At 67.5% G+C, this 13,129-nt stretch carries 10 protein-coding genes; 8 read left to right on the top strand and 2 right to left on the bottom strand.

The window, feature by feature from the left end; genetic code table 11:
- The first annotated feature begins 135 nt into the window (after positions 1 to 135).
- The 3 genes from BW949_RS08555 to BW949_RS08545 are packed head-to-tail and all read left to right on the top strand — an operon-like array spanning position 136 to position 2,236.
- Complete coding sequence (locus BW949_RS08555; protein WP_076365126.1) at positions 136 to 1,074, top strand: YicC/YloC family endoribonuclease; 939 nt, start codon at positions 136 to 138, stop codon at positions 1,072 to 1,074.
- A 2-nt stretch (positions 1,075 to 1,076) separates the two neighbouring features.
- Positions 1,077 to 1,718: a guanylate kinase gene (gene gmk / locus BW949_RS08550; RefSeq protein WP_076365124.1), complete on the top strand. Its 642-nt coding sequence runs from the start codon at positions 1,077 to 1,079 to the stop codon at positions 1,716 to 1,718.
- Positions 1,715 to 2,236 carry a gamma carbonic anhydrase family protein gene (locus tag BW949_RS08545; RefSeq protein WP_076365122.1) on the top strand — a complete coding sequence of 174 codons (522 nt, stop codon included), beginning with the start codon at positions 1,715 to 1,717 and terminating at the stop codon, positions 2,234 to 2,236. Before gmk ends, BW949_RS08545 begins: the two co-directional genes overlap by 4 nt.
- Positions 2,237 to 2,296: 60 nt before the next feature.
- Here the strand turns inward: BW949_RS08545 and BW949_RS08540 are convergent, their stop codons facing one another.
- Positions 2,297 to 2,680 carry a response regulator gene (locus BW949_RS08540; protein WP_143524427.1) on the bottom strand — a complete coding sequence of 128 codons (384 nt, stop codon included), beginning with the start codon at positions 2,678 to 2,680 and terminating at the stop codon, positions 2,297 to 2,299.
- Between the two features lie 214 nt (positions 2,681 to 2,894).
- On the opposite strand from BW949_RS08540, the gene BW949_RS08535 reads away from it, so the two are divergent.
- Positions 2,895 to 3,947 (top strand): ATP-binding protein, encoded by a 1,053-nt coding sequence (locus BW949_RS08535; protein ID WP_076365118.1) that lies wholly within the window; start codon positions 2,895 to 2,897, stop codon positions 3,945 to 3,947.
- A gap of 54 nt (positions 3,948 to 4,001) precedes the next feature.
- Here the strand turns inward: BW949_RS08535 and BW949_RS08530 are convergent, their stop codons facing one another.
- Entirely contained in the window at positions 4,002 to 5,618 is a 1,617-nt protein-coding gene (locus tag BW949_RS08530; RefSeq protein WP_076365116.1) for an alpha-amylase family glycosyl hydrolase, read from the bottom strand.
- Positions 5,619 to 5,764: 146 nt separating this feature from the next.
- Between BW949_RS08530 and BW949_RS08525 the strand changes: the two genes are divergently transcribed.
- From BW949_RS08525 to glgA, 4 genes are read left to right on the top strand one after another with little or no spacing between them, the layout of a single operon-like run.
- Entirely contained in the window at positions 5,765 to 8,161 is a 2,397-nt protein-coding gene (locus tag BW949_RS08525) for a glycogen/starch/alpha-glucan phosphorylase (protein ID WP_076365114.1), read from the top strand.
- 12 nt (positions 8,162 to 8,173) lie between these two features.
- On the top strand, positions 8,174 to 10,357 hold the full coding sequence (gene glgB / locus BW949_RS08520) for a 1,4-alpha-glucan branching protein GlgB (protein ID WP_076365112.1): 2,184 nt from the start codon (positions 8,174 to 8,176) through the stop codon (positions 10,355 to 10,357).
- A 58-nt stretch (positions 10,358 to 10,415) separates the two neighbouring features.
- The gene (gene glgC, locus BW949_RS08515; protein ID WP_076365110.1) at positions 10,416 to 11,687 is read left to right on the top strand and encodes a glucose-1-phosphate adenylyltransferase; all 1,272 of its coding nucleotides are present in this window, start codon (positions 10,416 to 10,418) and stop codon (positions 11,685 to 11,687) included.
- Between the two features lie 5 nt (positions 11,688 to 11,692).
- Positions 11,693 to 13,129, top strand: a complete 1,437-nt coding sequence (gene glgA / locus BW949_RS08510; RefSeq protein WP_076365108.1) for a glycogen synthase GlgA — start codon at positions 11,693 to 11,695, stop codon at positions 13,127 to 13,129.

Here is a 13,129-nt window from a genome sequence, read left to right as displayed (position 1 = left end):
GTCCTTGCCCGGACTGTCTCGGCGGCGGCTTGCTTGAAGCGTGGCTGCCACCATGATTACCTGAACCTTAACATACGCCAATTGTGGCGGGATGGGGGCGCAAAGTTGACAAATGGTTAACCCTCGGAGGCACGAATGAGACAGGATCACGGCAGCGGTTCGGCCGTTTCGATGACCGGGGTGGCCACCCGGTCGGGCAGCGGTCACGGGGCCGCCTGGGGGTGGGAAATCCGCGGGGTAAACGGCAAGGGGCTGGATGTGCGGCTGCGCCTGCCCGAGGGGATCGACGGGCTGGAAGCCGGGGTGCGCGCCCGCGCGACAGCCCGCATATCGCGCGGAAATATAACGATTTCCCTGCGTCTGACCCGCGATGAGGCCCACGAGGCCGCGCGTCTGAACACCGCCGGTCTGGACCGCGTTCTGGATCAATTGGCGCAGATCGAGCAAGCCGCAGCCGCGCGCGGGCTGGTGCTGGCGCAGACCTCGGCGGCACAGATTGCGCAGCTGCGCGGCGTGCTCGAGACCGGCGCGCAGGTGGTGGCCGATCCGGACGGGCAGGGCCCTCTGCGGGCCGCACTTCTGACCGATTTTGACGAACTCCTGACAGAATTCGATGAATCACGGCGAAAAGAAGGCAGCGCCCTGGTCGAGATCCTGCGCCAGCGACTCGTCGATATCGAAGGAATTGTTAACCAGGCGCGCTTCGTGGCCGAGGAACGCCGCGCCGAGACCGGGCATGCGCTCGATCATGCGCTGGCGCGGCTTGAGGAGGCCCGCGGGGGGCGGGCGCTGCCGATCGAGCCCGAGCGCGTGGCCCAGGAGCTGGCGCTGGCCGCGCTCAAGGGTGACGTCACCGAGGAGCTGGACCGTCTGTGCGCGCATGTGCTGGCCGCGCGCGCGCTTCTGGGGGACCATGCGCCCATCGGCCGGCGGCTGGATTTCCTGGCGCAGGAATTCACCCGCGAGGCCAATACGCTGTGCTCGAAATCGGGCTCGACTGCCTTGACCGCGCTCGGGCTTGACCTCAAGCACGCGATCGACCAGATGCGCGAGCAGATCCAGAACCTGGAGTGAGCATGTCCCAGACCCGCCGCGGCCTTCTTGTCATCCTGTCCTCGCCCTCGGGGGCGGGCAAGTCCACCCTGGCGCGCCGGCTGATGGCCTGGGACCCGACGCTCAGCTTCTCGGTCTCGGCCACGACGCGGGCGCCGCGCCCCGGCGAGGTGGACGGGCGCGAATATTATTTCCTGTCGCGGGCACAGTTCGAGGCCCGGATCGAGGCCGGCGAGATGCTGGAACATGCCGAGGTCTTCGGCAATTTCTACGGCTCGCCCCGCGCCCCGGTCGAAACCGCGCTGGCCGAGGGGCGCGACGTCCTGTTCGATGTGGACTGGCAGGGCGCCCAGCAGATCCGCACCTCGGCGCTTGGCGATGATGCGCTGTCGATCTTCATCCTGCCGCCGTCGATCCCCGAGCTGGAACGCCGGCTGCATACCCGCGCCCAGGACAGCGAGGCGGTGATCGCCGGGCGCATGTCCAAGGCGCGCGACGAGATCAGCCATTGGGCGGAATATGATTACGTGCTGGTCAATGCGGATGTGGACCGCACCGAGGCCCAGTTGCGCGCGGTGATCGAGGCCACGCGCCTGCGCCGCCGCCAGCAGCCGTGGCTGGGCGAACATGTCCGCCGTCTCAACAAGGAGTTCGACACGCGATGATCTACGACCTGGACGGAAGCGCGCCGCAGATCGGACCGGGGGCCTGGGTCGCGCCCAGCGCCGATCTGATGGGCCGCGTGGTGCTCGAGGAGGACGCCTCGGTCTGGTTCGGCGCGGTCCTGCGCGGCGATAACGAGGAGATCCGCGTCGGACGCGGCAGCAATGTGCAAGATGGCTGCGTTCTGCATACCGATATGGGCTATCCGCTGGTGATCGGCCCCGATTGCACCGTGGGCCACAAGGCGATCCTGCATGGCTGCATCCTTGAGGCCGGCGTGCTGGTCGGCATGGGGGCGGTGGTTCTGAATGGCGCGCGGATCGGGGCGGGCAGCCTGATCGGGGCGGGCGCGCTGGTGACCGAGGGCAAGGAGATCCCGCCGGGGTCGCTGGTCATGGGCCAGCCGGGCCGGGTGGTGCGCAGCCTTGATGACGCGGCGCGGGAACGGCTCTTGCAATCGGCGGCGCATTATCGCGCCAATGCGCGCCGCTACGCGCAAGGCCTGCGCGCCTGCCCCTGAGCCGGGGCGCGCTTGTGTCGGTCTTGGCGCTTGGGTCTTGGCGCACGGGTCTTGGCGGTCTCAGTTGAGGTTCAGGACGATCAGCTCGAAGCTGACCTCGGGGCAGGCATGGGCCACCTCGCGCCGGATCAGGTCGGGGTCGGGCACGCTGGAGCAGAAGGCGCGCAGCGCACCGCGATAGCCCATGTCATGCAGCCGCCGCGCCAGGTCGATCACGTCATGGCCGGGCATGAACAGCGGGCACATCACCACATCCGGGTTCACCTGTGCCAGCAGCTCGGCGTCCAGCGCATGCCACCGGCTGATGGTCACGGCGACCCCGCTCACCCCGCGCAGGGCGGCCGGCAGGGATTGGTTGGGTTCAACCACCAGGATGCGGCGCTGTTGCGGCCCGGAGGTCGGATCCGACACCGGCTTCGAGCCGGGAGGAGGGGCGTTTGTCATGTCTCTCCTGTCATCTTCGTGCTCTAAAGCAGTAACATCATGCCAGAATCCCGACTTTTTGTCGTGGCTGTCATGCGGATGCCGTCACACAAGGGCTAACGGGATTTAATAATGTCGTGAAATGCGACTCAAGCGAGATGGCAAGATATGGTTTACAATGCACGGGAGAGTAACCCGTCCCCGCCCCGACGCCATAGCGAAGGAGGGCGCCGCCGTGCATGACGCCTCGGGCGAAAGCCAGATCCGGGCGCTGGCCGAGGCGGTGCCGCTGGCGGTGCTGGTCGTCTCGCGCGCCGAGCGCATCGTCGTGGCCAATGCGGCGGCCTGCGCGATGCTGGGCTCGAACCCCGAGGGGCGGCCCTTCGTGACCTTCCTGCGCCAGCCCGCCATCGGCGATGCGGTCGAAGGTGCGCTGCGCGAGGGGCGCGCCGCCAAGGTGCGCGTGACCATCGCCGGGGGGCGCGATGCGCGCGGCGAGATCGTCACCCAGCTGTCGGTGGCGCCGCTTTCGGGCAGCCATGCCGCGCTGGTCTTCGAGGACATCTCGGCGCAGGAGAATGCCGAGGTGATCCGGCGCGAATTCGTCGCCAATGTCAGCCACGAGCTGCGCACGCCGCTGACCGCGCTTCTGGGCTTCATCGAGACGCTGAAGGGCGCGGCCAAGGATGACCCCGTCGCGCGCGAGCGGTTTCTCGACATCATGGCGCGCGAGGCGGGGCGGATGAACCGGCTGGTGGCGGATCTTCTGTCGCTGAGCCGGGTCGAGGCCGAGGAGCGCCGTCGCCCCACCGGGCGGGTGGATGTGGTCGGGTTGGTGCAATCCTCGCTCATGACCTTGCGCGCGCAGGCCCGCGAGGCCGGGGTCGATCTGCATGCCGAGGGGATCGAGGCGCCGTTGCCGGTGCCGGGCGACCCCGATCAGCTGACGCAGGTCATTCACAACCTGATCGAGAATGCGGTGAAATACGGCGGCTCGGGCGGCGAGGTGCGGGTGCGGCTGAGCCGGGTCGAACACGAACCGGTGCTGCGCGGCCCCGCGCTCCAGATCGAGGTGATCGACCGCGGCGAGGGCATCGACCCGATCCACCTGCCGCGGCTGACCGAACGGTTCTATCGCGTCGACAACCACCGCTCGCGCGAGAAGGGCGGGACCGGGCTGGGGCTGGCCATCGTCAAGCACATCATCGCCCGCCATCGCGGCCGGATGAAGATCGACAGCGAGAAGGGCCGCGGCAGCCGGTTCATCGTGCTCTTGCCGATGGGCTGAAGGGGCCCCAACGCCGCAGGCCCCCCAAAAACAGGGCCCCGGCGCCGTTCTCGGTCAGCACCACAGGCAGGCGTTCGGGTCCAGCCGCAGCTGCCCGTCCAGCCAGTGCCAGCCCTGCGCGGGGCCCTGGGCCACCGGGGCGTCGGGCCAGTCCAGCGTCACCGTCCCGGCCGACAGGTTGAACAGGCAGGTCAGCCCGTCGCGGCGAAAGCCCAGCACGGGGTCGGGCAGGTCCAGCGCCTCGAAGCTGCCCAGGCGCAGTTCGGGGCGCGCGCGGCGGAAGGCCAGTGCCGTGCGATAGGCGGTCAGTGTGCCGTCGGGGCCCTGGGTCGAGACCGCGCGCGCCAGATGCGGCGGCGTCACCGGCAGCCAGGGTTTGGCGGTGGAAAAACCGCCGTGGAGCTGAGCGGCGTCCCAGGGCATCGGCGTGCGCGCCCCGTCGCGGCCCTTGTCGTCGGGCCAGAAGCGCAGCCCCACCGGGTCGGTCAGATCGCTATAGGCCAGCTCGGCCTCGGGCAGGCCCAGTTCCTCGCCCTGATAGATCCCGATCGTGCCCGGCAGCGACACCAGAAGCCCGATCGCCTGGCGGGCGACGGCCTCGGGCGCGCCCATCGCGGCCCAGCGGCTGACATGGCGGGGCACGTCGTGGTTCGAGAACGACCAGGCCGGCCAGCCATCGGGGGCGGCGGCGAAGAAGGCGGCCATCGTGTCGCGGAAATGGGCGGGGGTGCACAACGGGCTCAGCATGTCGAAGCTGTAGGCCATGTGCAGCCGTCGGTTGCCGGCGGTATAATCGCCCATGATCTTGAGCGCGCGGCCCTCGGTCTCGCCGACCTCGCCCATCAGGCAGGCGCCGTATGCGTCGGCCAGCGCCCGCAGCCGTTCCAGGAAGGCCAGGTTCTCGGGGCGGGTCTTGTCGTGCAGATGGCGCTGCATGTCATAGGGCACGACCGGGGGCCAGCGCAGGCCGGGCACGGGGCGCGCGGGCGGGTTGTCGGTCAGCGCCTGGTCGTGGAAGTAGTAGTTCACCGTGTCCAGCCGGAACCCGTCCACGCCGCGCTCGAGCCAGAAGCGCACGGCCCCCAGAAGCGCCTCCTGAACCTGCGGCTCGTGCAGGTTCATGTCGGGCTGTGCGGCCAGGAAATTATGCATGTAATATTGCCGCCGGCCCGCATCCCATTGCCAGGCCGACCCGCCGAAGACCGATTGCCAGTTGTTGGGCGGGCTGCCGTCGGGGCGCGCATCGGCCCAGATATACCAATTGGCATGCGCCCCGCCGCGACGGCTGTCCAGAAACCAGGGGTGCTGGTCCGAACTGTGCGACAGCACCTGATCGAGGATGACGCGCAGCCCCAGATCATGCGCCCGCGCGATCAGGGTGTCGAAATCCTCGAGGGTGCCGAACAGCGGATCGACGTCGCAATGGTCGCTCACGTCATAGCCCATGTCGGCCATGGGCGACCGGAAGATCGGGCTGATCCAGACCGCATCCGCGCCCAGATCCGCGATATGCTCCAGCCGCGCGGTGATGCCGGGCAGGTCGCCGATGCCATCGCCGTTGCTGTCGAGAAAGCTGCGCGGGTAGATCTGATAGATCACCGCGCCGCGCCACCATTCGTCACCTGCCTGTGGGCGGAACGCGATGCGCTGCCCCGGTTGCCTGCCTGTCATTCCAGCCTCTTTCCTGCGGTCCTGCCCAGATCATAGCCATTGCTGCAACGCCGCGAAATTGATTTGCGCGTGAGCGCGGGGCGCCTTGACGCCTCACCCTTCGCGCGGTGAAGAAGGGGCAACGCGCCACATCCGGGAAGCCTGCCGTGAAAGACACTGCCCCCGTCACCGCCGAAGACCTGCGCGCGGAGATCCTGCGCCATCTGACCTATACCATGGGCAAGGATGCCGCCCATGCATCGGTCTATGACTGGCGGCTGGCTCTCTCGCATGCGATCCGCGACCGGATCGTCGAACCCTGGTTCGCCGCCACGCGCCGCACCTGGGACGAGGGGCGCAAGCGTGTCTATTACCTGTCGATGGAATTCCTGATCGGCCGTATCCTCGAGGATGCCGCGATCAATCTGGGGCTGCATGCGGCGGCCGAGGCGGCGCTGGCCTCGCTGGGCGTCGATTTCCGCGCCGTGGTCGAGGACGAGCCCGACGCGGCCCTGGGCAATGGCGGGCTGGGGCGTCTTGCGGCGTGCTACATGGAAAGCATGGCGACGCTGGGCTGTCCGGGCTATGGCTACGGGATCCGCTATGAGCACGGGCTGTTCCGCCAGCGCTTCGACGACGGCCGCCAGGTCGAAAGCCCCGAGGATTGGCTGACCCAGCGCCACCCCTGGGAATTCGAGCGCCCCGAGGCCAGCTATGAGATCGGCTTCAAGGGCGAGGTCACCCGCGTCGACGGTCGCGCCGTCTGGCGCCCGGCCGAGACGGTCCTGGCCGAGGCCCACGACACCCCCGTCGTGGGCTGGAGCGGCGCCTGGGCCAATACGCTGCGGCTCTGGGCGGCCAAGCCGACCACGCTCTTTGATCTGGAGCGCTTCAACCGCGGCGATTACACCGCCGCCGCCGCCCCCGAGACGCTGGCGCGCACGCTGGCGCGGGTGCTCTACCCCGACGACACCACCTATGCCGGCAAGGAATTGCGGCTGAAGCAGGAATATTTCCTGACCTCGGCCGCGATCCAGGACATCCTGCGCCGGCATCTGGCGGCCGGCTTTGCGCTGGATGATCTGCCCGCGCATGTCGCCATCCAGATGAACGACACCCACCCCGCCATCGCCGGTCCCGAGCTGATCCGGCTTCTGGTCGATGTGCACGGGATGGAATTCGAGGCGGCGCTGTCGATCACCACGCGCTGCCTGGGCTATACCAACCACACGCTTCTGCCCGAGGCGCTGGAACGCTGGGCGCATTACCTGATGGGGGCGGTGCTGCCGCGCCATCTTCAGATCATCGAGGAAATCGACGCCTGGCACCTGCGCCAGCACCCCAAGCGCCCGCATTGGGTGGGGATCGTCAAGCACCACGAGGTGCGGATGGGCGATCTGGCCTTCATCACCGCGCACAAGGTCAACGGGGTCTCGGCGCTGCACAGCGATCTGGTGCGCCAGAACCTCTTTCCCGATCTCGACCGGCTGCATCCGGGGCGCATTCTCAACGTCACCAACGGGATCACGCCGCGGCGCTGGCTGCGGCTGGCCAACCCTGCGCTGTCGGGGCTGATCTCCGACACGATCGGCCCGGGCTGGGAGGCCGATCTGGACCGGCTGGTCGATCTTGAGGCGCATCTGGGCGACGCGGGCTTCCTGTCGGCCTTTGCCGCCGCCAAGCGCACCAACAAGGTGGCGCTGTCGAACTGGATCGCGCGCAGCCAGGGGCTCGAGGTCGATCCCGACGCGCTGTTTGACGTGCAGGTCAAGCGCATCCACGAATACAAGCGCCAGCTTCTCAATATCCTCGAGACGATCGCCCATTGGCACGCCATCCGCGCCAATCCCACCGCCGGCTGGGTGCCGCGGGTCAAGATCTTCGGCGGCAAGGCCGCGCCGGGCTACATGGCCGCCAAGGAGATCATCCGCCTGATCAATGACGTGGCCAATGTGCTGAACAACGACCCCTTCACGCGCGATTTGCTGAAGGTGGTCTATCCGGCCAATTACAACGTCTCGATGGCCGAACGTCTGGTGCCGGCGGCGGATCTGTCCGAGCAGATCTCGACCGCGGGCAAGGAAGCCTCGGGCACCGGCAACATGAAATTCGCGCTGAACGGCGCGCTGACCATCGGCACGCTGGACGGCGCCAATGTCGAGATCCGCGCGCGCGTGGGGGCCGAGAACTTCTTCCTGTTCGGCCTGACCACCGAGGAAGTGGCCGAGGTCCGCAAGGATCCCGATCACGCGCGCAACGCCATCCTGGCCAGCCAGCCGATGCAGGACGTGTTGCAGATGATCGCCGAGGGGCGCTTCTCGCCCGATGATCCCACGCGCTATCACGGGCTGGTCCACAATATCTGGCATTCGGATTATTTCCTTGTGGCGTCTGATTTTGCCGCATACGCCGAGGCACAGAGGCGTGTTGACGAAACCTTCGCCGATCCGTCACGCTGGTGGCCTATGGCTGCCCTGAACACGGCGCGGATGGGATTCTTCTCGTCGGATCGCGCGATCCGCAGCTACATGTCCGAGATCTGGGAGACCGGCTCGGCCCTTTAGAGAGAGGTTTGCATGACGCTCATCGATCCCGCCGCAGCGCAGGCACTGGCCGAGGGGCGTCATTCCGATCCGTTCTCCGTTCTGGGGCTGCATCCCGATGGCGCGGGCGGCTGGCGCATTGCCGCGCTGGTGCCGGGCGCGGCGCAGCTCTGGGCATTGCCCGAAACGGGCGGCGATCCGGTCGAGATGACCTGCGTCGGCCCCGCGCTCTTCGTCTGCCGCTGGCCCGGGCCTTGGGCCGAGGGCGGCGCCTACCGGCTGCGCGGCTTCGGTGCCTGGGGGGCGTGGGATTTCGATGACCCCTATCGCTTTGGCCCCGTTCTGGGCGAGATCGACGAATATCTGATCGGCGAGGGGCGCCACCGGCGGCTGTGGCAGGCGCTGGGGGCGCATCCGATCACCCATGAAGGCGTCGAGGGGACGCATTTCGCCGTCTGGGCCCCCGCGGCGCGGCGCGTCTCGGTCGTGGGCGAATTCAACCACTGGAACGGGCTGACCCATCCGATGCGCGCCCGCGGCGCCACCGGGGTGTGGGAAATCTTCCTGCCCGGCGTCCGCGAAGGCGCGCGCTACAAGTTCGAGATCAAGGGCCCGGACGGCTGTCTTCTGCCGCTCAAGGCCGACCCGGTGGGCTTTGGCGCCGAGCATCCGCCGCTGACGGCCTCGGTCGTGCGCCGTCTGGGCACGCATGGCTGGGGCGATCACGACTGGCTGAGCCGACGCGAGGCCGCCAACCGCTTTGACGCGCCGATCTCGATCTACGAGGTGCACCTGGGCAGCTGGCGGCGGGTGATGGAGGAGGGCGGGCGCCCGCTGTCCTATCACGAGCTGTCCGAGGCACTGTGCGATTACGTGCGCGACCTGGGCTTCACCCATATCGAACTGATGCCGATCCACGAACACCCCTTCGACGGCTCGTGGGGCTATCAGCCGGTCGGGCTCTATGCGCCCACGGTCCGGCACGGCACGGCGCAGGAATTCGCCGGGCTGATCGATGCTGCCCATCAGCGCGGGCTGGGCGTGATCCTTGATTGGGTGCCGGGGCATTTCCCGACCGATGCGCATGGGCTGGCGCGCTTCGACGGCACGGCGCTTTATGAACATGCCGACCCGCGCGAGGGCTTCCACCGCGACTGGAATACCTTGATCTACAATTTCGGGCGCCGCGAGGTGGCCAATTACCTGCTGGCCAATGCGCTCTACTGGCTTGAGGAATATCACGTCGACGGGCTGCGGGTGGATGCGGTGGCCTCGATGCTCTACCGCGACTATTCCCGCCCCGAAGGCGAATGGGTGCCCAACATCCACGGCGGCCGCGAGAACCTCGAGGCGATCGAATTCCTGCGCGCGATGAATGCCGCGGCCTATGGCGGCGCGCCGGGGATCATGACCGTGGCCGAGGAAAGCACCGCCTTTCCCAAGGTCTCGGCGCCGGTCCACGAGGGGGGGCTGGGCTTCGGCTTCAAGTGGAACATGGGCTGGATGAACGACAGCCTGCGCTACATGGCGCGCGAGCCGATCCACCGGCGCTGGCATCACAACGAGATGACCTTCGCGTCTTCCTATGCCTGGACCGAGAACTTCATCCTGCCGATCAGCCACGACGAGGTGGTGCACGGCAAGGGCAGCATGCTGGGCAAGATGCCGGGCAGTTGGGAGGAGAAATTCGCCAACCTGCGCGCCTTCTACGCCTTCATGTGGGCGCATCCGGGCAAGAAGCTTCTGTTCATGGGCCAGGAATTCGCGCAGGTGCGGGAATGGGCGCAGGCGGGGCAGCTGGACTGGAGCCTGCTCGATTATCCGCTTCATGCCGGCATGCGCGACCTGATCCGCGACCTCAACCGCCTTTACCGCGACCGGCCGGCGATGTCCTGGGGCGACGGGCGCCCCGAGGGCTTTGCCTGGATCGACGCCGATGATGCCGAACATTCGGTCTATGCCTTCGAGCGCCGCGCGCCGGGACAGCCGCCCGTTGTCTTCGTCGTCAACTTCACCCCGATCGAGCGCAGCCATTCCCTGCGCCTGCCGCAGCCCGGCCCCTGGCGCGAGATCCTGAACACCGACGCCGGCCCCTATGGCGGGGGCAATCGCGGCAACATGGGCCGGATCGAGGCGCGGGAAGGCGAGGGCGGCGCCCGGGCCGAGATCTGCTTGCCGCCGCTGACGGCACTTCTGCTCGAACCCGAAGGGGCCTGATCGAGACACGCCCCATAACCACAGAAGAAACCACAAGAACACGAACCGGGAGGTCGCCATGAAACCCAGACCCAACACGCGGCTTGCCAGCCAGGCCATGGCCTTCGTTCTTGCCGGCGGGCGCGGCTCGCGCCTCAAGGAATTGACCGACCGGCGCGCCAAACCCGCGGTCTATTTCGGCGGCAAGACCCGCATCATCGACTTTGCCCTGTCGAATGCGGTCAATTCGGGCATCCGCAAGATGGCCATCGCCACGCAATACAAGGCCCATTCCCTGATCCGCCACATGCAGCGCGGCTGGGGCTTCTTTCGCGCCGAACGGAACGAATATCTCGACATCCTGCCGGCCAGCCAGCGCGTGTCGGAAAGCCAGTGGTATCAAGGCACCGCCGACGCGGTGACGCAGAACATCGACATCGTGGACGATTATCAGGTGCGCTATGTGGTGATCCTGGCCGGAGATCACGTCTACAAGATGGATTACGAGGTGATGTTGCAAGAGCACGTGAACTCGGGCGCGGATGTCACCATCGGCTGCCTGACCGTGCCCAGGGCGGATGCCTCGGCCTTCGGGGTGATGGAGGTTGACGCCAAGGGGCGCATCACGCGCTTTCTGGAAAAGCCCGCCGATCCGCCCGGCATGCCCGGTGCGCCCGATCAATGCCTGGCCTCGATGGGGATCTATGTCTTCGATTGGGCCTTCCTGCGCGACCTGCTGATCCGCGATGCCGCAGACCCGAATTCGACCCATGATTTCGGCCATGACATCATTCCGGCCATCGTGCGCAACGGCAAGGCGATGGCGCATCTGTTCTCGGAAAGCTGCGTGACCTCGGGGCTCGAGACCGAACCCTATTGGCGCGACGTGGGCACGATCGACGCCTTCTGGCAGGCCAATATCGACCTGACCGATTTCACGCCCAAGCTCGACCTTTACGACAACGCCTGGCCGATCTGGACCTATGCCGAGATCGTGCCGCCGGCCAAGTTCATCCACGACGAGGACGGGCGTCGCGGCTCGGCGGTCTCGTCGCTGATCGCGGGCGATTGCATCGTGTCGGGGGCCGAGGTGCGCAATTCGCTGATGTTCACCGGCGGGCGGGCGCATTCGTGGTCCAGCCTCGATCACGTCGTGGCGCTGCCTTACGTGCAGGTGGGGCGCAAGGCCGAGCTGACGCGCTGCGTGATCGACCGGGGCGTGGTGATCCCGCCGGGGCTGGTCGTGGGGCAAGACCCCGAGGAAGACGCGCGCTGGTTCCGGCGCAGCGAGGGCGGCGTGGTGCTGATCACGCAGCCCATGCTGGACCGGCGCGCCGCGATGCTGGAGTGAGAGGGATGCGCAAGGTTCTGTCGGTTGCTTCGGAATGCGTGCCGCTGATCAAGACCGGCGGGCTGGCCGATGTGGTGGGGGCGCTGCCCGCGGCGCTGGCGCCCGAGGGCTGGGAGATGCGCGTGCTGATCCCCGCCTATCGCGGCGTTCTGGATAAGCTGAAGGATATCAAGCAGGTCTGGGCCGAAGATGATCTTTTCGGTGGCCCCGGACGGGTGCTTGCGGGCCGTCACGGCAGGCTGGATGTGTTGGTGCTCGAGGCGCCGCATCTCTTTGACCGGGCGGGCGGGCCCTATTCGGTCGAGGGGCGCGATTTCGGCGACAATGCCGAACGCTTTGCCGCGCTCAGCCATGCCGCGGCGTCGATCGCGCGCGATGGCGATGCCGAGGGCTGGCGGCCCGAGGTTCTGCATGCCCATGACTGGCAGACCGGACTGGCGCCGGCCTATCTGCGCTGGCACGGCGGGGCCGAACGCGTGGCCAGCCTGATGACCATCCACAACATCGCCTTTCAGGGCCATGCGCGCCCCGACCGGCTGGGCGCGCTGCGCCTTCCGCCTGAAAGCTTCAACGCGGATGGTGTTGAATATTGGGGGAATATCTCGACGCTGAAGGCGGGTCTGACCTGTGCGGATGCGATCACCACCGTCTCGCCGCGCTATGCCGACGAATTGATGCGCGGCGAATTCGGACTGGGCCTGGAAGGGGTGATCGCGGCCCGCGCGGGCCAGTTGCACGGCATCCTGAACGGAATCGACACCGAGATCTGGAACCCGGAAACCGACACCTCCATTACGCCCTTTTCTGCGCGCAAGACGTCAGGAAAGGCCAAGAACCGCAAGGCATTGCTGAAGGAATTCGGGTTGGGCGACGTGCCCGGTCCGCTGGCGGTGCTGATCTCGCGGCTGACCCCGCAAAAGGGTATCGACCTGGTGGCCGAGGCCGCGGGTGACTTCGTGGCGCAGGGCGGCGGGCTGTGCGTGCTGGGCTCGGGCGATGCCTGGGCCGAGGAAGCGATGCGCGGCCTTGCGGGCTATTTCCCGGAAAGGGTAGGGGTCAGAATAGGTTATGACGAAGACCTGAGTCACCTCATGTTCGCGGGGGGCGATGCGGTTCTGGTGCCCTCGCGGTTCGAGCCGTGCGGGCTGACCCAGCTTTACGGGCTGCGCTATGGCACCATCCCGGTGGTGGCCGCGACCGGGGGGCTGGCCGATACGGTGATCGGGGCGACGCCCGCCACCCTGGCCGCGGGGGCGGCGACGGGGGTCGTGTTCCACCCCGTCGACACGCTGGCGCTGCGCCAGGCCCTGCGCAAGCTGGTCGCGCTCCATGCCGACACGCCGACCTGGAAGGCCATGGTCCGGCGCGCGATGGCGGCCGATTTCGGCTGGGCGGCCTCGGCGGCGCGCTATGCCCGGCTTTACGAAAGCATTGCCCGTTGA

Origin of the sequence: Phaeovulum vinaykumarii, assembly GCF_900156695.1 — a bacterium.
GTDB lineage: Bacteria > Pseudomonadota > Alphaproteobacteria > Rhodobacterales > Rhodobacteraceae > Bieblia_A > Bieblia_A vinaykumarii.
Note: the sequence above shows the minus strand (reverse complement) of the source record. Positions and strands in the feature narration are given on the sequence as shown.

Bases quoted from the DNA above. Each gene is read 5' to 3' on its own strand.
- BW949_RS08545 (WP_076365122.1), top strand. From the start codon at position 1,715: ATGATCTACGACCTGGACGGAAGCGCGCCGCAGATCGGACCGGGGGCC.
- glgB (WP_076365112.1), top strand. From the start codon at position 8,174: ATGACGCTCATCGATCCCGCCGCAGCGCAGGCACTGGCCGAGGGGCGT.
- BW949_RS08530 (WP_076365116.1), bottom strand. From the start codon at position 5,618: ATGACAGGCAGGCAACCGGGGCAGCGCATCGCGTTCCGCCCACAGGCA.
- gmk (WP_076365124.1), top strand. From the start codon at position 1,077: ATGTCCCAGACCCGCCGCGGCCTTCTTGTCATCCTGTCCTCGCCCTCG.
- glgC (WP_076365110.1), top strand. From the start codon at position 10,416: ATGAAACCCAGACCCAACACGCGGCTTGCCAGCCAGGCCATGGCCTTC.
- BW949_RS08555 (WP_076365126.1), top strand. From the start codon at position 136: ATGAGACAGGATCACGGCAGCGGTTCGGCCGTTTCGATGACCGGGGTG.
- glgA (WP_076365108.1), top strand. From the start codon at position 11,693: ATGCGCAAGGTTCTGTCGGTTGCTTCGGAATGCGTGCCGCTGATCAAG.
- BW949_RS08540 (WP_143524427.1), bottom strand. From the start codon at position 2,680: ATGACAAACGCCCCTCCTCCCGGCTCGAAGCCGGTGTCGGATCCGACC.